At 64.6% G+C, this 18735-nt stretch carries 20 protein-coding genes; 10 read left to right on the forward strand and 10 right to left on the reverse strand.

The genetic code is table 11. The annotated features are described in order from the left end of the window. Positions 1–216: 216 nt before the first annotated feature. Positions 217–1188: a polyprenyl synthetase family protein gene (locus ACMG4O_RS15735; RefSeq protein ID WP_142949787.1), complete on the forward strand. Its 972-nt coding sequence runs from the start codon at positions 217–219 to the stop codon at positions 1186–1188. A 63-nt stretch (positions 1189–1251) separates the two neighbouring features. After that, positions 1252–1845 (forward strand): YajG family lipoprotein, encoded by a 594-nt coding sequence (locus ACMG4O_RS15740; RefSeq protein WP_414434128.1) that lies wholly within the window; start codon positions 1252–1254, stop codon positions 1843–1845. Between the two features lie 9 nt (positions 1846–1854). Here the strand turns inward: ACMG4O_RS15740 and ACMG4O_RS15745 are convergent, their stop codons facing one another. Both ACMG4O_RS15745 and ACMG4O_RS15750 read right to left on the reverse strand, forming a co-directional pair. Continuing rightward, positions 1855–2043 (reverse strand): CPXCG motif-containing cysteine-rich protein, encoded by a 189-nt coding sequence (locus ACMG4O_RS15745; RefSeq protein ID WP_142949789.1) that lies wholly within the window; start codon positions 2041–2043, stop codon positions 1855–1857. Next, positions 2044–2442, reverse strand: coding sequence for an HIT domain-containing protein (locus ACMG4O_RS15750; RefSeq protein WP_414434129.1), 399 nt, complete (start codon positions 2440–2442; stop codon positions 2044–2046). A 149-nt stretch (positions 2443–2591) separates the two neighbouring features. Here ACMG4O_RS15750 and ACMG4O_RS15755 point away from each other — a divergent pair, with 149 nt between their 5' ends. Beyond that, complete coding sequence (locus ACMG4O_RS15755) at positions 2592–2984, forward strand: MAPEG family protein (RefSeq protein WP_142949791.1); 393 nt, start codon at positions 2592–2594, stop codon at positions 2982–2984. A 6-nt stretch (positions 2985–2990) separates the two neighbouring features. Here ACMG4O_RS15755 and ACMG4O_RS15760 read toward each other — a convergent pair whose 3' ends face one another. Then, on the reverse strand, positions 2991–4004 hold the full coding sequence (locus ACMG4O_RS15760) for an AraC family transcriptional regulator (RefSeq protein WP_370186083.1): 1014 nt from the start codon (positions 4002–4004) through the stop codon (positions 2991–2993). A 216-nt stretch (positions 4005–4220) separates the two neighbouring features. On the opposite strand from ACMG4O_RS15760, the gene ACMG4O_RS15765 reads away from it, so the two are divergent. Next, complete coding sequence (locus ACMG4O_RS15765; protein ID WP_142949793.1) at positions 4221–5057, forward strand: SDR family oxidoreductase; 837 nt, start codon at positions 4221–4223, stop codon at positions 5055–5057. 191 nt (positions 5058–5248) lie between these two features. Next, complete coding sequence (locus ACMG4O_RS15770) at positions 5249–5458, forward strand: hypothetical protein (protein WP_194856345.1); 210 nt, start codon at positions 5249–5251, stop codon at positions 5456–5458. Between the two features lie 66 nt (positions 5459–5524). On the opposite strand, the gene ACMG4O_RS15775 is transcribed toward ACMG4O_RS15770, so the two are convergent. Beyond that, positions 5525–5905 (reverse strand): hypothetical protein, encoded by a 381-nt coding sequence (locus tag ACMG4O_RS15775; RefSeq protein WP_142949795.1) that lies wholly within the window; start codon positions 5903–5905, stop codon positions 5525–5527. A gap of 246 nt (positions 5906–6151) precedes the next feature. Between ACMG4O_RS15775 and ACMG4O_RS15780 the strand changes: the two genes are divergently transcribed. Then, complete coding sequence (locus ACMG4O_RS15780; protein WP_142949796.1) at positions 6152–6583, forward strand: phasin family protein; 432 nt, start codon at positions 6152–6154, stop codon at positions 6581–6583. Positions 6584–6752: 169 nt separating this feature from the next. Then, entirely contained in the window at positions 6753–8078 is a 1326-nt protein-coding gene (locus ACMG4O_RS15785; protein WP_414434130.1) for an ABC1 kinase family protein, read from the forward strand. 64 nt (positions 8079–8142) lie between these two features. Here ACMG4O_RS15785 and ACMG4O_RS15790 read toward each other — a convergent pair whose 3' ends face one another. After that, positions 8143–8694, reverse strand: a complete 552-nt coding sequence (locus tag ACMG4O_RS15790) for a porin family protein (RefSeq protein ID WP_142949798.1) — start codon at positions 8692–8694, stop codon at positions 8143–8145. Between the two features lie 123 nt (positions 8695–8817). Between ACMG4O_RS15790 and ACMG4O_RS15795 the strand changes: the two genes are divergently transcribed. Beyond that, entirely contained in the window at positions 8818–11208 is a 2391-nt protein-coding gene (locus ACMG4O_RS15795; protein WP_335629394.1) for a hybrid sensor histidine kinase/response regulator, read from the forward strand. On the opposite strand, the gene ACMG4O_RS15800 is transcribed toward ACMG4O_RS15795, so the two are convergent. The 5 genes from ACMG4O_RS15800 to ACMG4O_RS15820 form a co-directional block, all read right to left on the reverse strand. Continuing rightward, positions 11205–12545: a VWA domain-containing protein gene (locus ACMG4O_RS15800; protein ID WP_370233109.1), complete on the reverse strand. Its 1341-nt coding sequence runs from the start codon at positions 12543–12545 to the stop codon at positions 11205–11207. The genes ACMG4O_RS15795 and ACMG4O_RS15800 overlap by 4 nt on opposite strands. A gap of 9 nt (positions 12546–12554) precedes the next feature. Beyond that, positions 12555–13484: an AAA family ATPase gene (locus ACMG4O_RS15805; protein ID WP_142949801.1), complete on the reverse strand. Its 930-nt coding sequence runs from the start codon at positions 13482–13484 to the stop codon at positions 12555–12557. A gap of 33 nt (positions 13485–13517) precedes the next feature. Continuing rightward, positions 13518–13868: a putative quinol monooxygenase gene (locus ACMG4O_RS15810; RefSeq protein WP_142949802.1), complete on the reverse strand. Its 351-nt coding sequence runs from the start codon at positions 13866–13868 to the stop codon at positions 13518–13520. Between the two features lie 82 nt (positions 13869–13950). Further along, on the reverse strand, positions 13951–14637 hold the full coding sequence (locus tag ACMG4O_RS15815; protein ID WP_142949803.1) for a nitroreductase: 687 nt from the start codon (positions 14635–14637) through the stop codon (positions 13951–13953). A 70-nt stretch (positions 14638–14707) separates the two neighbouring features. After that, positions 14708–15340, reverse strand: coding sequence for a TetR family transcriptional regulator (locus tag ACMG4O_RS15820; protein WP_370186075.1), 633 nt, complete (start codon positions 15338–15340; stop codon positions 14708–14710). Between the two features lie 261 nt (positions 15341–15601). Here ACMG4O_RS15820 and ACMG4O_RS15825 point away from each other — a divergent pair, with 261 nt between their 5' ends. Next, the gene (locus ACMG4O_RS15825) at positions 15602–17608 is read left to right on the forward strand and encodes an SDR family oxidoreductase (protein ID WP_414434131.1); all 2007 of its coding nucleotides are present in this window, start codon (positions 15602–15604) and stop codon (positions 17606–17608) included. A 97-nt stretch (positions 17609–17705) separates the two neighbouring features. After that, entirely contained in the window at positions 17706–18602 is an 897-nt protein-coding gene (locus tag ACMG4O_RS15830; RefSeq protein WP_335629392.1) for an SDR family NAD(P)-dependent oxidoreductase, read from the forward strand. Positions 18603–18735 lie beyond the last annotated feature (133 nt).

An 18735-nucleotide genomic window follows, 5' to 3' on the forward strand; every position in this document is an offset into this window, starting at 1 on the left:
TGGGCGGACCCGGCCCTGAAATCAGGCGGTCGCTTTCGGTGCCCGTGGGATGATTAAATCGGGTCGCGAAGTGTACGCTAAAGGTTGATGCGCCTCAAGCCCGCATGACACGGCTTTTACAGCGACCTTCCGGTGGCCGGGTTTTCTTGACTGGCCGGGCCCCGCTGCTAGCATTGCCCGCTGTTTACCGCCCCTTTTTAGCCGGATAGCTACTTCATGGATTTCAAGGCCATCAGCTCTGTCGTCGCCGAGGATTTCGAGGCGGTGAACCGCTTCATCACCCACCACCTGGACACCGAGGTACCGCTGATCCGCGAGGTGGGGGAGTACATCGTCGACTCCGGCGGCAAACGCCTGCGCCCGCTGGTGGGGCTGCTGAGCGCGCGAGCATCCGGCTACACCGGCGCCCAGCACGTGGATGTGGCGGCGGTGATCGAATTTCTGCACACCGCCACCCTGCTCCACGACGACGTGGTGGACGAATCCAGCCTGCGCCGGGGCCGGCCCACTGTGAACGCGGTCTGGGGCAACTCCGCCAGCGTGCTGGTGGGGGACTTCCTGATTTCCCGGGCGTTCCAGCTGATGGTGGCGCTGCGTGATCAGCGCCTGCTGGAGATTCTCTCGCAGAGCACCAACACCATCTCCGAGGGCGAGGTGCTGCAGCTGATCAATACCCGTGACCCGAGCACCACCGAGCCCAGCTACATGCGCGTGATCCACCACAAAACCGCCAAGATGTTCGAATCGGCGGCGGAGACCGGCGCGGTGCTGGGCGCCCGCACGGAAACGGACTTTTCCCAGGCGTTCGCCACTTTTGGCCGCCATCTGGGCATCGCTTTCCAGCTGATCGACGACGTGCTCGACTATCAGGGCGACGTCAATGAGCTCGGCAAGAACGTGGGCGACGACCTGGCCGAGGGCAAACCCACCCTGCCCCTGATTTACGCCATCCAGCACGGCGCCCCGGAGCAGGCCGGGCTGATCAAGGACGCGATTCGCACCGGCGGCCTGGAACAGCTGGAACAGATCGTCGAGATCGTGCACGACTGCGGCGGGCTCAGCTACACCGTGGAGCGGGCCGCCGAGCAGACCCGGCTGGCCCTGGATGCGCTGGCGCCGGTGCCCGCTTCCCGCTACAAGGACGCGCTCCACAATCTGGCGGAAGAATCCTTGAAGCGAACGCACTAAACTGCATTGATGGAGTCGAACCACGACCCCGTTTCAGTGAACGCCCTTACGGAGACCACACGGATGAAATCGACCCTCGCCACGCTTTTCACCGGCGCCGCCCTGGCGCTGTCGCTGACCGGCTGCGCGCTCAGCCCCCAGCAGATCGAAGTGAAACCCACCGCCGAAGTGCAGCCCGCCAACCGCGGCAACAACCAGCCGGTGCAGGTGATCGCGGTGGATTCCCGGGACAGCAAGGCGTTCGGCTCGCGGGGCGGTGTGTACAAGGACACCTCCCTGGTGCAGCCGGCCAACGACCTGCGCCCGGCGATCGCCGAGACCGTCCGCCAGGGGCTGCAGACGCTGGGCTACAACGCCTTCAACCCGGGCGACGAGGCCACCACTCTGGAAGTGCGCCTGGAAAAACTGGAGTACATCCCCGAAGAGGGGTCGGTGGTCAACGAAGTGACCCTGAACCTGGAGCTGGTGGCCGAGGCCCGGCGCGGCGACACCACCCATGTGGGCACCTACAAGAGCAGCGTCGAGCACGACCTGCCCTTTACGCCGTCGGCGGCGCGCAACCAGGAAATGGTCAACGACATCCTCAGCCGTTCCATCGAGCGGATGCTCAACGACCAGGAAATGCAGGCCTTCCTGGCCGGCAACGACAACCCCTGAGCGGGTCCGTCAGTCGTTTTCAGGCGTCACCGACACCGAGGGCGCCTCGGGGTCGGTGAGGTCGACGGTGAGCACCAGGGGCCGGCAGCAAATGTGGCAGTCCTCCACGTACTCCTGATCCCCCTGGGACGGATCCACCAGGGCCTCGAAATGCTCCCAGCAATGGGGGCATTGCACGTCCACCGCGATTAATTCCATCTAGCTCTCCTCGGGCAGCGCCAGCCGCGCCAGCCAGTCCGGCGTGCCGTCCACCGGCACCGGCTCGCCCTGCCCCCACACCGGCCCGGGCCAGCAGGGGTCGTCGCGAAAGCGGGCGATGATGTGCACGTGCAGCTGCGGCACCAGATTGCCGAGGGCGCCGAGATTGATCTTGTCGGCGCCGGTGACCCTCTCCAGCTCCCCGGCAAGGTGGTTCACGGTCGCCAACAGCCGCTGCTGGTCCGCCGCCGGCAGGTGGTGCCACTCGCGCAGACCGTCGCGCTTGGGCACCACGATCAGCCAGGGGAAACGGGCATCACGCATCCAGCGCAGCCAGCACAGTTCAGTCTCGCCCAGGGCGCCGGTGTCCGCCGCCAGGCGTGGGTGTAATTCCGTCATTCTCGGTTCCGTGGTCACGCCACCGGGCCGATCCCGGCGGCAAAAGATGCGATCGTACGAAAAACGCTCTAGGATGATGCGCAAAAATAAGAATATAGCGGCGCCGTCTGCCTGGCGCCGGCTTAACCATACCTGCTTGGGGGAAAGTCATGGAATGGGTTGCCATCATTACCGTCGTGGCGTTGCTGCAGTGCGCGCTGTTCAGCTTTGTCGTCGGCCGTGCCCGGGTCAAATACCAGATCCGCGCGCCGGCGGTGCAGGGCCACGAACTGTTCGAGCGCAGCCTGCGCGTGCACGCCAACACGGTGGAGCAGCTGATCCTGTTCCTGCCCGGTCTGTGGCTGTGCGCCTGGTATCTGGAACCGCGCGCCGCCGCGGCGCTGGGGGCGCTGTTCGTGATCGGCCGGCAGCTCTATTTCAACGCCTATCTGGCGTCGCCCCGGGACCGGGGGCGCGGCTTTCTGCTCGGCTTCCTGGCCACCTTGACGCTGCTGCTGGGCGGCCTGGGCGGCGCCGTGGCGGATCTGATCGCCAGGCTGTAGCGCCGTTCAGCGGTAGTCCGACGGGCTCTTGCCGGTCCAGCGCCGGAACGCGCGGGCAAAATTGGAGGCGTCCGAATAGCCCAGCGCCAGGGCGATATCGTCCACCGAACGCCCGCTCTGGGTGAGGTACTCCACCGCCAGCCCCTTGCGCAGATCATCCAGCAGCTTCTGATAGCTGGTGCCCAGCTGCTGGAGTTTGCGTTTGAGCGTGCGCGACGACATGTGCATCTCCGACGCCACCTCCTCGACGCCCGGAAACCCGCCGGAGCCCGCCAGCATCACCCGCCGCACCTGACCCAGCAGCGCCGGCGGCGCCTTGATCTGCTCCATTTCCTGCTCGCACTGGGCGGCGGCCATCTGCGCCAGGCGCGGGTCGGCGAAGCGCAACCGCCGTTGCAGGCGCTCGGCGGGGAAGCGCATCTGGCTGTAGGCGCAGTCGAAATAGATCGGCACCGGGATCATCGGCCGCAGGCGCGAAAAGTACTCCGGCTCCGGGTAGGCGAAGCGCAGCTCGCCGAGGATCTCGATGTCCGGCATCAGCTGCAGGCCCATGAAGTGGAAACTGGAGAACAGGCTTTCGGTGAGCAGCGGTCCGTGCTCGCCGAGCGACAGCATCTCGTTGAGCTGCAGCACCGCCCACTCGCCCTCCACGAAAGCTTCCAGCTGGACGATGGTGCCGCGGGTGCGGAAAAACTTCACCGCCAGCTCGATGGCGTCGCCCAGGGTATTGCTGCTCATCGCCGCGTAGCCGAGAAACCCGTGCGACGACAGCGGCATGGAGGCGCCCAGTTCCCAGCCGATCCAGGGCTCGCCGGTCAGCTCCACCAGCCGCCGGGAGAAGCGCTTGAAGGTCAGGGCGGTGACACGGGCCTTGGGATCGCGCCAGCAGCCCGGCTCGATGTCCAGCCCGGCCAGCGCTTCCTGTTCGTCGATGCCCCGTTTTTGCAGGGCCTCCAGCATCGGGCCCAGGTATTCGGCGGACAGGGTGTAGTCCTCCGCCGTCATTTTTAGAATCGTCATACGTTTTGCCCGTCTTCACCAACCTGTGTCTTCGTCCGCCCTAGGGCCTTCGTACCGATGGCCCAAAATGACCAGACAGGCCACAAGATACCCGTTTCCCAAGCGCGGGAGCAAGTCCTCGCCGGCCGGGAGCCATAACCCGCAGGTTTGTGTATTGCCGCCCCCGGCCCGCTCTTGCTAGCGTGAATCTCCATTCTTCATGCCGAGGATACGGTCATGACCGCCGCCACCCTGAAAGGAAAGACCCTGTTCATCACCGGTGCCAGCCGCGGCATCGGCAAAGCCATCGGCGTGCGCGCCGCCCGTGACGGCGCCCGGGTGGTGCTGTTCGCCAAGACCACCGAGCCGCACCCCAAGCTGCCGGGCACGCTCTATACCGCCGCCGAGGAAATCCGCGAGGCCGGCGGCGAGGCCCTGGTGTGCGTCGGCGACATCCGCTACGAGGATCAGGTCCAGGCCGCCGTGGACAAGGCCGAAGCCGAGTTCGGCGGCATCGACATTCTGGTCAACAACGCCAGCGCCATCGCCCTGACCCCCACCGAAGGCACCACCATGAAGTCCTACGACCTGATGAATCAGGTCAACAGCCGCGGCACCTTCATGACCAGCAAGCTGTGTCTGCCGCTGCTGCGCCGGGCGGACAACCCGCACATTCTCAATCTGTCGCCGCCGCTGAACATGAACCCGGCCTGGTTCGGCCGCCATCTGGCCTACACCATGGCCAAGTACGGCATGAGCCTGTGCGTGCTGGGCATGGCGGACGAATACGCCGGCAAGGTGGGGGTGAACGCGCTCTGGCCGCGCACGGCCATCAACACCGCCGCGGTGCGCAACCATCTGGGCGGCGAGATGGCGGTGCGGGCGGCGCGCCAGCCGGAGATCATGGCGGACGCGGCGCACTGGATCCTGACCCGGCCGCAGGCGGAGTGCAGCGGCAACTTCTTTATCGACGACGAGGTGGTCCGCCAGGCCGGCGTCACCGACCTGTCGGTGTACAAGGTCGACCCGCAGCTTTCCGACGACCAGTTGCTGCCTGATTTCTTCCTCGATTAACCCCGCCGCCACCGCCCTGTCCGGGCCGCCGGCGCCACTGGCAAAGATTGTCACATCTTGCCGGCGCGCGCCGGTGGTCGCGCCGCCGCCCTACCCCCGCTGCGCCAACCGACTGATTTTCCAGCAAAAAAATTTTTATATGCCTTGGCATGGTTCTCGCTTCCTCTGAGTCAGGCAACGAGTGAAGCGTCATGAGCAAGGTGATAAGAATTGAAAAGCGGCATCCGGAAACCGCTCTGGAGAACCTGAACCGGCTCACCGGCCTGGATTTTCAGGACTGGCCGGAGTCCCTGCTGGAGTGTGGCGACGATGTCACCGCCGGAAACGACCGCACCGAAAACCCGAAGCGTCGGGGGGAGCGGGCCTTGCCGCCACGGCGGCGGGCCCATCAAGGGGGGTAAGGAGCCGGGCCCGCGAAAGGGGAGCGGGCCCGGCGACCTTTTTTCAGCAAGCCATGCCTGACCGGCTCAGTAGTTGGAGATCAGCTTGTCCTGGGGGCGCAGCGCCGTGCCGCGCCGCTGCATGTACAGCTCTTCCACCACATAGCGCATGCCCGGATCCGACAGCCGCAGGGACACCTGAACCTGCTCGACGCTGTCATTGAACCGCAGCCGAACCAGCCCGGACAGCAAGGCGCTGCCGTCACCGTTCACTTCGGCGGCATCGACCAGAATGGCCTGGTCGTTGTTGGTGTCCAGGTAACGCACCAACAACTGGACCGTGCCCGGCTTCCCGGAGATTCGCGCCCAGGCCGCCACATTGAACTCGGCATCCCATTGCCGCGCTTTGGCCGGACGCCCGTCCGCCCAAATCCGGCTGGGCACCTTGGCAATGAATTTCTCAATCATGAATTCGTATCTCTGCCGATTAATACTTTCCTATGGAGTGTAAGCGCTCGGTATGGGTTCCCGCCACGTTTGACTTGGCGGCCCGGCTGGGAATTCCGTCACAGCACGTCACATCCATCACCCTCACCGATTGTCCTATTGTCAGACAGTAGTGCCGCCCGCCGCCGGCCCGGCGCCCTACTATATCGTCCATCGAGGCGCGACCTCCCGGGTCGCCGACATTCTCAGCAAGAGAGAGGAACGATCATGGGTGAACTGAAAGAGATTCGCGACCAGCAAGACAACCTGATTCAGCGTGCCAAGGCCCTGGGCAACAAACTGTACCTGGCCGGTCTGGGCGCCTACAGCAAAGCCGGTGACAGCTCCGAAGAGCTGTACGACAAGTACGTACAAGCCGGCCAGGAAGCCTATGGCGACGACGCCGAAGGCAAATCCAAGGCCCTGCTGGCAAGCCGCGGCCTGGTAGTAAGCACTCGCAAACTGATCGACGAAGCGCCCCGGAAGCGCCATGAGCTGTACGAGCAGTTCGTCGCCAGCGGCAAGCAGGAGCGCGGCGAGAAAGCCGAGGAAACCAACGAATTCGTGCTCGCCGGCCTGGGCGCCGTGAGCACCCTGCGCGAACAGAGCCAGAAACTGTTCGACGATCTGGTCAGCACCGGCGAGAAAGAGCGCGCCTGATTTCTGGAATTCTGCCTACTCTCCTTTAATGGGGCCCTCCCGGGCCCCTTTTTTTTGCCCGGCTTTGGCCCGAATACCCCATGACAGGGACCGGACAGCGGACTAGTCTCTGCATTTCAGCACGGTGTGCGATTCCGCCACCGCTTTTTCGACCACGGGACCACGCAGCATGGCAAAACGCGGACGGGAACGGCGCCCCGCTTCCACCACCGGGCGCCTCTGGAAACTGACCGGCATGACGACGTCCATCGCCACCCGTGTCGCCTCGCATCAGGTGAAAGGGCTGTTTCAGTCGGAACAGGACCGGGCCACCAGCCGCGAAGCGCTGATGCGCCATATCGGCCAGGAGGTGGCCGCCACGCTCGGGCAGATGAAAGGCGCGGTGATGAAGGTCGGGCAGATCGCCTCGCAGATGCAGGACGTGCTGCCCCGCGAGATCAGCGAGCAGCTGGCGGTGCTGCAGAACGCCTCGGCGCCGATGCCCTTCCACGTGATCCGCCGGCAACTGGAGAAGGAGCTGGGCGGCCCGGTGGGCGACTACTTCCAGATGTTCGACGAGGCGCCGTTCGCGGCCGCCTCCATCGGCCAGGTGCACCGGGCCACCACGCTGGCCGGCGACGACGTGGTGGTGAAAATTCAGTACCCGGCGGTCAAGGCCTCGATCGACTCGGACATGAAGCACCTCAAGCGCATCCTCAAACTGGGCAGCTTGCTGCGCGTCGACGAGCGCGCGCTGGACGCGGTATTCAAAGAGATCCGCGCGCAGCTGGAAGAGGAACTCGATTACCTGCGCGAAGCGGACAACGTGCGCCTGTTCCAGGCGTTCCATGCGGAGGACGACGATGTGGTGATCCCCACCGTGTTCGCCGACCTGTCCGGCGCCACGGTACTGACGTTGAGCTTCGAGGACGGCGTGCCCCTGGAGAACGTCAGCGACGCCAACGGCTTTGATCAGGCGTTGCGTAACCGGCTGGGCGAGCGGCTGTTCGATATTATCGGGCGGCAGATTTTCGAACTGCGCACCGTGCACTGCGATCCCCACCCGGGCAATTTCGCGTTCCGCACCGACGGCAGCATCGTGCTGTACGACTTCGGCGCGGTGAAACGGCTGCCGGAAGAAGACGTGCGCCTGATGGCCACCCTGGTGCGCGCCTCACTGGATGGGGACTGGCGGGCCCTGGACCGGGCCTTGCTGGCGATCGGCGCGCGGCGCAGCGACAGCGAGGTGTCCGACCGTCTCTACCAGGCCTGGGTGCCACTGCTGCTCAAGGCGTTCGCCGAAACCCCCTTCGACTTCGCCCAGGCCAGCCTGCATCAGGACGTGGTGCAGCAGGCTCGCCGCACGCCGCTGGAAGAGATGCTCAAGTTCCAGCCCAGTTCACGCACCTTGCTGGTACAGCGGGTGGTGGGCGGCCACTACTGGACCATGAAAAACCTGGGCGTGGCGACCGCTTTCCGGCCAAGACTGGAGAAATTGCTGACCCGGGCGGGCTGACCGTTATCGCGGACAGCAAAACGCCGGCTTGCGCCGGCGCTGTCGGGGGCGGAGTAAGAGAGGATCAGAAAGCGGAGCGCAGGCCCACGCTGACCCCGGAGATTTCCTCCTCGTCCTGATCGTAATAGCGCATGTATTCCAGGTTGGCGCCCAGGGTGTCGGTGATATTGAAATCCAGGCCGGCGCCATAGGATTCGTCCTCGAACCGCTCGCTTTCGTCCGTGCTGACACCGGCCACGGTGTACTTAACGTCCGCTTTCATTTTGCTGTAGCCGCCGATCACATAGGGGTGGATCGAATCGGACAGCGGCGCGGAGAGTTTCAGGTAGCCGCCGTACATGTGGTCCATGTCGTACTCGAAGGTACCCAGGGGCGCGTTCTTGGAATCACCGTCAATACCGGTGCCGCCGCGCGCTTCCAACGCGATAAAATCATTGAACTCAAAGCCGGCCCGCAACGTGACGCCGTCCACTTTCAGGGTGTCCTCATCGACGTCGTCGTTGTCGTACTGAATCTGATTGTAGTTGGCGCCGATGTAGGGCCCGGCCGCGAAAGCGCCGCCGGCCATCACCGAACAGGACAACACCATTGCACTACTCAGGATTCGGATCTTCATGTGCCTCTCCTTTGCGTTAGAAGTCAGTAATTTGAACATTGGCGCTTGGAGCTGTTCCTCCGGCCCGGTTAAATACGGTAAAAGGGCAGTGACGGAGTTCACGCTTTGCGAGGGGGAACACTAATGCAGGGAGCTTCATGGTTGGCGGGGCTCTGCTTTCTTCTTTTCGCGGGCACGGTGCAGGCTCTGGAATTGGGGAAGCAGCGCTCTGATTATCAGGCGTCACCGGACCTGCGCTGGCTGGAAGCGGCGCCCGGTGAACTGTCGCCCGAGCAGGCCCTGGAAGCATTGCGCAGCGGCAAGGGCCAGCGGCTGGGCAGCCGTTATCCGGCGATGGGGTTTCGGGAACAGGACCAGTGGTTCCTGCTAAGCCTCGACAACCAGTCCGACACCGGGCTCTGGTACCTGCGCGCCGGGCGGCCGCATCTGGATTATCTGGACCTGTATATCTATGACGCCGCGGGCACCCTGCTGCGCCACCAACGCAGCGGCGACCGGGTGCCCTTCGCGGAACGCCCCTTCCCTCATCACCAACTGGTTTTTCCGCTCGCCATTCCCCAGCAGGCGCAATGGTCGGTTCTGTTCCGGGCCCGTGGCGACAACGTGATCGACTTTCCCTTGTCGATTCGCGCCCCGGACGAATTCAACCAGCATGACGGCTACCTGAAGCTCAGCTACGGCTTTTATTTCGGCTCGGTACTGATCATGTGCCTGTTCAATTTGCTGATTTTTTTCTCCATCCGCGAGCCCAGTTATCTGCTTTACGTCCTCTATTTGGGCTTTTTCGGTTTGAACCTTTTCGCCCGCGAGGGGCTCGCCTATCAGTGGCTCTGGCCCGGCGCCAGCGAATGGAACCATCGCAGTTTGCCGGTACTGAATTTACTGACGCTGGCCTTTTCGATGTTTTTTTCCTGCTCGTTCCTGGAGCTAAAAAAAGCGGCCCCGGGGCTGAACCGCGTTCTCATGCTGGTGGGCCTGGCACTGATCGCGCTGGCCCCTTTCACCCTGCTCAACTTCACGTTTTTTATTCAGTTTTCTTCGGCGATTATTTTCCCCTGGCCGTTCATCGCCATCGCCCTGGCGATCTGGTCGATCCGCCAGGGTTACCAGCCGGCGCGCTTCTTCTTGCTGGCGTTCACCGCCGTGGGCCTGGCCTCGGTGATCTATATTCTAAAAACCTTCAACCTGATCGGCGGCAGCTGGTTGATCGAAAACGCGCTGCAGCTGGGCACCGTGACCGAGGCGCTGTTACTCTCCTTCGCGCTGGCCCACCGCATGACCACCCTGAAGTCGGAGAACGAGCGCATCCACAAGGAGGCCCAGGAAGCGCTGGAACGCCGCGTCGAGGAACGCACCCATGAACTGAACACGGCCCTCAGCGCCCGCAGCGAGTTCCTCGCGGTTATGAGCCATGAAATCCGCACGCCGCTCAACGGCATTATCGGCACCGTGGATATGTTGCGGGATTCAGATCTGGACGAGGCGCAGCGGCGCCAGCTGCATGTGATTGAGCAGTCCGGCAACACCTTGCTGGATTTGATCAATGACGTGCTGGACTACTCCCGGCTGGACGCAGGCAAGATGCCCATCGAGCAGACCGGGCTGGATCTGCCGGCGCTGATCGGCGAATGCGTGGCGCTGTTCGAGCACCGCGCCCGCCTCAACGCCAACGCCCTGAGCGAGAACCTGGACCCGGATCTCGGTGAGTATTGCGTCGGCGATCCGGTGCGGCTGCGCCAGATCCTGGTCAACCTGATCAGCAACGCGGTCAAATTCACCGAGAACGGCCGCATCCAGGTCTCCGCGCGGCGGGACGAGGCCAACCGGGACTATGTCCTGTTCGAAATCACCGACACCGGCATCGGCATTCCCGCCGACCAGCAGTCGCGATTGTTCGACTATTTCCACCAGGGCGATCAGACCAGCCGGCGCCGCTACGGCGGCACCGGCCTGGGGCTGGCGATCTGCCGGCAGCTGGCGGAAATCATGGGCGGTGAGATCGGCTTCCAGAGCAGCGAGGCGGGCGGCTCTTGTTTCTGGGTGCGGCTACCGCTTCCCGCCGGCAAGGCCCAGGCGGAGGCCGCGGTGCCGGAGCAGGAACGCCCCGCCAGCGTGGTCGGTGCCCGGCTGCTGATTGTCGACGACAACCACATCAACCTGCTGGTGGCCGAAGGGCTGTGCCGCAAGCTCGGCCACCAGTGCGAAACCGCGGAAAGCGGCGCCGAGGCGCTGGCGGTATTACTGTCGCGGCCGGCGCAGTTCGATCTTATTCTGATGGATTGCGAGATGCCGGACATGGACGGCTTCGAAACCACCCGCGCGATTCAGGGCCTGCAGCGTCAGGGCCGTCTGCCGGTGATCCCGGTGATCGCCCTGACCGCCCACGCGGTGCCGGACAAGATCGCCGCCTGCCACGACGCCGGCATGATCGGGCATATCGCCAAGCCGGTGAACCTGCGCCGCCTGGACGAGGCCCTCAGCGGTGCATTGAGGGGCATGGCGAACAGCCGCTAGACGCTTTTCAGCAGATAGTCGGTGAAGCGGCTCAGGTCATTGAGCGAGGCGCAGCGCCGCGCGGCGCGGCAATAGGGTTGGTAGCGGGCCATGATGGCATCGCCGCTGTTCCAGCGCGAAGGCGGCTCCGGATTCAGCCAGAACACCTGTTTGGCACGGCGCGACACCTCAGCCAGATGTTGCTCACCGGCGGGGAGATCGTTGTTACGCGCATCGCCCAGAATGATCACGGTGGTGTGGCGGTCGATCTCGGACCCGCACAGCGCCACGAATTCCTCGAACATGGTGCCGTAGTCGGTGCCGCTGCCGGACACCCGGTCGAGAATCCGGCCCACCGCCACGTCCGGCGGATAGCGGTCGAAATCATCGGTGACCTCGTCGAAGCGGGCGGCGAACGCAAAGCTGCGCACCCGCGGCAGCACATCGGTCATCGCGTAGAGGAACTGCAACAGAAACCGGGCGGCGTCCCGCACCGAGCTGGAGACATCGCAGATCACCAGCACCTTGGATTTGAGCCGGCGCTTCTGGCGCCAGTGCAGCTGCACCGGCACGGCGTTATAGCGCAGGCTGGACGCCAGGGTGCGGCGCGCATCCAGGGTGCCGCGCTTGGCTTTTTTCTGGCGCCGCTGATGGAGGCTGGCGAGCCGGCGCGCCATGCGCCGCACCAGGGTCTGCACCTGTTTGAACTCACGCAGATCGCGGAACGGGGCCGCGCGCATGGTATGTTCGCGCAGGGCGCGTCCATGGGCGCGCCCGTGCAAATTGAACTGCCGCCGCACATGGCGCACCGCCAGCTCGCGAACCTGCTGGCGCCACTCACGCAGCTCGCCGGCACGGCGCTGGTCGGCACCGCGCGGTGAAGCGTCCAGCCGCAGGATCTCATCGTCCACCGCGCCCATGCCCATGTTCATCAACAGCCGGCGGGCGTAAAGACCCTGCTGGGTGATCACCTGCATATCGGTGAAGTCCATCTCGCCGGCGTTGCGTGCCAGGGTCTGCTCCAGCTGCCCCGCGTCCTGCGCCACCAGCTCCGCGGCCTGCTCGGACAGGCCCTGCCCTTCCTGGGGCGACAGCGGCTCGCCGCCCTCGTCCTGATCGCCGGCGTCCTCGTCCTCGGCGGATTCAAACTGGAAAAACGCCTCGAAACAGGCGTCGAAGTCCGGGCGCTCCTGCTGGCTTTTCACCAGGGTGAGCGCCAGGGTCTCGCGGAACTGGTCGCGGGGGTGGTAGCCGATCAGGGCGGCGGCGCGGAACGCTTCTTCCGCCTCCGTGGGCGAAACACGCACGCCCGCGCCGCGCAGCGCGCGGACGAACTCATGCAAACGGCGGTCGGCCATGGTGGCGCCTCAGGCGGAACGGGGTTTACGGAACCAGTGCGGCAGCAGATCGCGGGCCAGCGCCACGTCCTGCTCGTTCTTGAGCACCAGCGCCAGGGTCTGCTCCACCAGCTCCGGCTCAAGGGTGTCCGCGTGCAGCAGCACCAGGGCGCGCGCCCAGTCCAGGGTTTCCGAGATCGCCGGCAGCTTCTTCATGTCCTGCTCGCGCAGGTGCTGGATGAACGCCACCAGCTGATCGCGCAGCTGCTCGCCCAGCTCCGGCACGCGCTCGGCCAGAATGCGGCGCTCCAGGGCGGCGTCGGGATAGGGAATATAGAGATGCAGACAGCGCCGCTTGAGCGCGTCGGAGAGCTCCCGCTGGTCGTTACTGGTGAGGAACACCAGCGGCTGATGCCGGGCCTTCACGGTGCCCATCTCCGGGATCGAAATCTGGAAATCGGACAGCAGCTCGAGCAGAAAGGCTTCGAATTCCTGATCCGCCTTGTCGATCTCATCGATCAACAGCACCACGGGTTCGTCGGCGCGCAGGGCGCGCAGCAGCGGCCGCGGTTCGAGGAAGGTGTCGCTGTAGAAGGCATCGCCGAGATCGCCGAGCCGTTCCATGCTCTGCTCGAGGCTGTCGGTGTCCGCCAGCATCCCGCTGAGCTTGTCACGCAGCAACTGGGTGTAGAGCAGCTGCTTGCCGTACTTCCACTCGTACAGCGCGCGGCTTTCGTCCAGGCCTTCGTAGCACTGCAGGCGGATCAGCGGCGCTTCCAGGAAGGCGGAGGCGGCTTTCGCCAGTTCCGTCTTGCCCACCCCGGGCGGGCCCTCCACCAGCACCGGCTTGTGCAGCTGCGCCGCCAGATAGACCGCCAGGGCGGTGCGCTGGTCGCAGATGTAGCCTTGCCCGGCGAAGCTGGCAATAACGTCGTCGAGGGAATCGATTCGGGTTTTCATGATGGGTCAGGCTCCCGGCCGCCGGCGCCCGGCTCAGTGCAGGGTGGTGCCTTCGGCCACTTCCACGGCGGGCGGTTCCACCACCGGCTCGCCGTCTTCGTCGGTAACGTCAAAGCGCATGGAATGCACTTCGCCGTCTATCATGTCGGGAATCCGGTCCAGGAAAGCGTCCAGGTGATCGGAATCGAAGTGACGCTCCAGATCGTCCAGGGTCTGCCATTGCTGCCACAGCATGATCACCCTGGGGGTGTCCGCCTTGACGTACACCTCGTAGGACACACAGCCATGTTCAGCGCGGGCCTGGGTGGCCAGCTCCTGGGCCAGTGCCACGGCGCTGTCGCGCAACGTATCACGGACCGGAATCACACCTTTTACGATGACCATATTGCCCCGGGGGTAGGAAAATAGCCGACCAGTATAACACGAACGGCCCTCTTCCTCACCCCGGGGCGCGGCCGGACAGCGCCTAGAGCGCCGTCTTGAAGGCCACCGAATCCGCCAGCGGGGCCCGCCCCACGCGGGTCCGGTTGGCCGCCACGTCCGGATCCTCATAGCCGAAACTGATGCCCACCAGGATGGCGGTGGACGCCGGCTCGCCGAAGATCTCGCGCACGTCATTGGGGAAGTAGCGCATGCTGCCCTGGGCGCAGGATCCGACGCCGTAAGCGGTCATCGCCAGCATCAGGGACTGGATGTACATGCCCACGTCCAGCGCCACGGTGGGGCCGAATTCCCGCTCCATGCCGATAAACACCACATGGGGCGCGTCGAACAGCTCGAAGTTTCGCAATTGCGCGCGCATGCGTCCGGGTTTGTCGTCCCGGGCGATGCCCATGTTGTTGTACAGCTCCACCGCGCAATCCACCTGGCGTTGCCGATAGACCCCGCTGAATTTGCCGGCGTTGGGCTCGAAGTCCGGCTCCATGGGCACGCCGGCGGTGACTTTCTCCACCATCCGGCGGCGCAATTCGTCGCGCACCTCGCCGGAGGCCACGAACACCTTCCAGGGCTGGATATTGCAGTTGGAGGGCGCCAGCTGGGCGAGTTCGAAGATTGCCTTGAGGGTTTCTTCCGGCACCGGCTTATCCAGGAAGCCGCGCACTGAGCGACGCGAACGGAGGGCGTCGGCCAGGGACTGGGTTTCAGCGCTCATGAACCTACCTTCTAATTATGGAATAGCGTTCCATCCTAGCGCCTGACGTCGGGGATTTCGATCCTTGCGGCTACAAACGGTCCCCGGCGGCCCAGCAACGCCCGCCCAGGGCAATGATCTCCACCTGATCACCGGCGTTCTCGGCCAGCTCGCGCCGCCGCGCCGGCGACACATCCAGCATGGCGATGCCGAGGCCGAACATCACCGCGATGGCCGCCTCCGCCTCGCGCTGGGCGGGCACCGGCGGGCGGTCCTGGGCGGCCACCGCCTCGCGCACGTCCTCGGCGAGCTCGTTGACCATCAGCTGCAGCTCGCCGTGGATGCGCCGGCGATAACTGGATCGCCGCCCCAGGCGCTGCTGCACCAGAAGGCGGAACTCATTTTCATAGTCCTGTTGAAAGCGCACGAAGCGCGCCACCAGTTCCCGCACCGCGCGCGCCGCGCCCACTTCGATCATGCTGCGCCGCCCCGCCGCCATGGAGGAGCGCAGGTGGAAACAGGCCCGGTCGATCAGCGCCAGGCCCAGGGCCTCCATATCCGGAAAATGGTTGTACAGGGAGGTGGCGGCCAGCCCCGCCTCGCGGGCCACCTCGCGCAGCCCCAGACTGTCCAGGCCGCGCCCGTCGGCCATCAAACGGCCGGCGGCGTCCAGGATCCGCTCGCGGGTCTGCTTTTTTTGTTGCTGCCGGGCACCTTCGCTCATTTCACGAACACTCGTTAGTTCAGAGGCCTTGCATATAGCCACAGAAAACAACCCCAGCGCAAGCGATCAAAAACCGTTTGACTAACAACTGTTCATAGAACAGAATGCCGAACACTTGTTAGTTGTAACGGGCAAAAAAGGGCGTCAACACTGGCCCTTTAGGCGTAGGCGGCGCATTATCAAACGGTCGCCATATTCAAGAACAATACCCGGTGCCGGCTCGGCCGTGGCCACCAGAGATGACAGCAAAGGGGTTTTCGCATGAACTACTTCGTTACCGGCGCGACCGGTTTCATTGGCCGCTTCTTGGTGGCGCGTTTGCTCAAGCGCGAAGGTGCCCGGGTGTTCGCACTGGTGCGGCCCGGTTCGGAATACAAGCTGGACGCCATGCGCCGGCGGCTGTGCGTGGAAGAGAGCCGTCTGGTGCCGATCACCGGGGACCTGACCAAGAAGCTGCTCGGTGTCAGCAAGCGCGACCAGGACGATCTGGTGGGCCAGATCGACCACTTCTTCCATCTCGCCGCCATCTATGACCTGAGCGCCGATGAAAACACCCAGCGCTACATCAACATCGAGGGCACCCGGCAAACGCTGAAACTGGCCGAGAAGGTCAACGCCCAGGCGTTCCACCATGTGTCTTCCGTGGCCGCCGCCGGGCTTTACGAGGGCACCTTCAGCGAGGACATGTTCGAGGAAGCCGGCGAACTGAACGACCCCTACCTGCTCACCAAGCACGAATCGGAAGCCCTGGTGCGCCAGGAAAGCCGCATCCCCTGGCGGATCTACCGGCCGTCGCTGGTGGTCGGCCACTCCCAGACCGGCGAGATGGACAAGATCGACGGCCCCTACTACTTCTTCAAGCTGATTCAGAAGCTCAAGGACTTCCTGCCCAACTGGATCCCGCTGATCGGCGTGGAGAGCGGCCACTTCAACATCGTGCCGGTGGACTTCGTGGCCGACGCGCTGGATCACATCGCCCACCAGGAGGAAGGCAACGGCCAGTGCTTCCACCTCACCGCCGACCGCAGCTACAACCTGGGTGAGGTGATGGACATCATCGCCAGCGCCGCCCAGGCGCCGCGCATGCCGGTGCGCATCGACCAGCGCATGTTCGACGCGGTGCCCGGCTTCGTGCGCCGCGGGGTCAGCGCCATGACGCCCCGCTTGCTGATCAATCAGGCGATGGAGAACCTGGACATTCCGCCGTCGCTGATCAAGTTCCTGACCTTCCCCACCGAATACGACAACCGCCGCGCCGCCGCCGCGCTGGAAGGCAGCGGCATCGAGGTGCCGGAGCTGGAAAGCTATGTGCAGCAGCTGTGGGACTTCTGGGAAAACCATCTGGACCCGGACCGCGACGAGCGCGAGGACGAACTGCAGCCACTGCCCTCCCTGCCGGAGCGCGCCGAAGACAAGATCGTGATGATCACCGGCGCCACCTCCGGGATCGGCAAGGCCTCGGCCCTCAAGCTGGCGCGCGCCGGCGCCACCGTGCTGGTGGTGGCGCGCACCCCGGAGAAGCTGGAAGAGACCCTCCACGAGATCAAGCAGGTGGGCGGCAATGCCCGCGCCTACCGCTGCGACGTGTCCAATCTGGAAGCGGTGGACGAACTGGTCGAGCAGGTGCTGGCCGATTACGGCCGGGTGGATATCCTGGTCAACAACGCCGGCCATTCGATCCGCCGCTCGGTGGTGCACTCGTTCCAGCGTTTTCACGATTTCGAACGCACCATGCAGCTCAACTACTTCGGTTCGCTGCGGCTGATCATGCGGCTGATGCCGGGCATGATCGAACGGGGCTTCGGCCATGTGATCAACATTTCCAGCATCGGCGTGCTGACCAACGCACCGCGCTTCTCCGCCTATGTGGCGTCCAAGGCGGCGCTGGATTCCTTCACTCGCTGCGCGGCCAGCGAGATGGCGCACCTGGGGATCCATTTCACCACCATCAACATGCCGCTGGTGCGCACGCCGATGATCGCGCCCACCAAGCTCTACAACCATGTGCCGACGATCAGCCCCAACCAGGCGGCGGACATGATCTGCGACGCCATCGTGCGGCGCCCCAAGCGCATCGCCACCAGCCTGGGCATCATGGGCCAGGTGATGCACTTCCTGACACCCAAGGTCACCGAAACGATCATGAACACCGGCTACAAGATCTTCTCGGACTCCGCCGCCGCCATGGGCGGCAAGGAAAAAACGCCGAAGAAAATCAGCCGCGAACAGGCCGCCTTCTCCCGGCTGTTCAAGGGGATTCACTGGTAAGCCGGCCACACTGGGCCGCCGGGCAACGGCGGTCATTGATCAAACGCTTGTTTGAATGCAATCTTAGGAGGTCTTCCATCTTCGTGGGGTGCCTCCAATGAACGACATCGAATGGCAGCGGCCGGACCTCCGGCCGCATATCAAACGCATCTCCGCCGCCGCCGGCTGGCGCTGGCGGCAGCGTTTCTCCCCCCGTGGCGCGCTGCGCCGCCGCGTCGCCGGCCAGGTGGTTCTGATCACCGGCGCCAGTTCCGGCATCGGCGCCGGACTCAGCCACCGCCTGGCCCGCGCCGGCGCCACCGTCCTTCTGGTGGCCCGCTCCCTCGAGAAACTGCAGGACACCGTGGACGATATCCAGGCCGACGGTGGCCGCGCCCACGCTTACCGCTGTGACCTGGCCGACCTCGACAGCTGCGACCGGCTCTGTGAGCAGGTGCTCGCCGAACACGGCGGCGTGGATATTCTGGTCAACAACGCCGGCCGCTCGATCCGCCGCTCGGTGATGCACAGCCTGGACCGCTTCCACGACTACCAGCGCACCATGCAGCTGAATTATTTCGGCGCCATCCGCCTGGCGATGAACCTGATTCCCGCCATGCAGGCACGCGGCCAGGGGCACGTGATCAATGTGTCCACCATGGGCGTGCAAAGCGCCCCGGCGCGCTTCTCCGCCTACCTGGGCTCCAAATCGGCGCTGGAAGGCTGGACCCTGGCGGCCCAGAACGAGCTGGTGCACACCGGCGTGGAATTCACCCTGATGAATTATCCGCTGGTGCGCACGCCGATGATCGCGCCCACCGCCATCTACCGCTACGTGCCGGCGATGAGCGAAGAGCGCGCCGTGGACTGGCTGTGCGAGGCGATCGTCACCCGCCCGAAACGCAAGGTGCCGGCGTTCGGGCTGGCCTCCCAGGTGATGTACCAGGTCCTGCCGAAAACCTCCGAGTTGATCGTCAACACCAGCTTCCAGCTGCTGCGCGACAAGCGGCGCTGACCCGGGAAAGGGCAAAAAAAAGCCCCGCCGAAGCGGGGCCGCAGACCGGGGTGACCCGGAAGCATACGCAGCGGGGCGTGACGCCCCGAAGCCATAATGCCCAAAGCCGGGCCCGCCGCTGTTGATCCAGATC

The organism is Alloalcanivorax venustensis, assembly GCF_047495515.1.
Classification (GTDB): Bacteria; Pseudomonadota; Gammaproteobacteria; order Pseudomonadales; family Alcanivoracaceae; genus Alloalcanivorax; species Alloalcanivorax venustensis.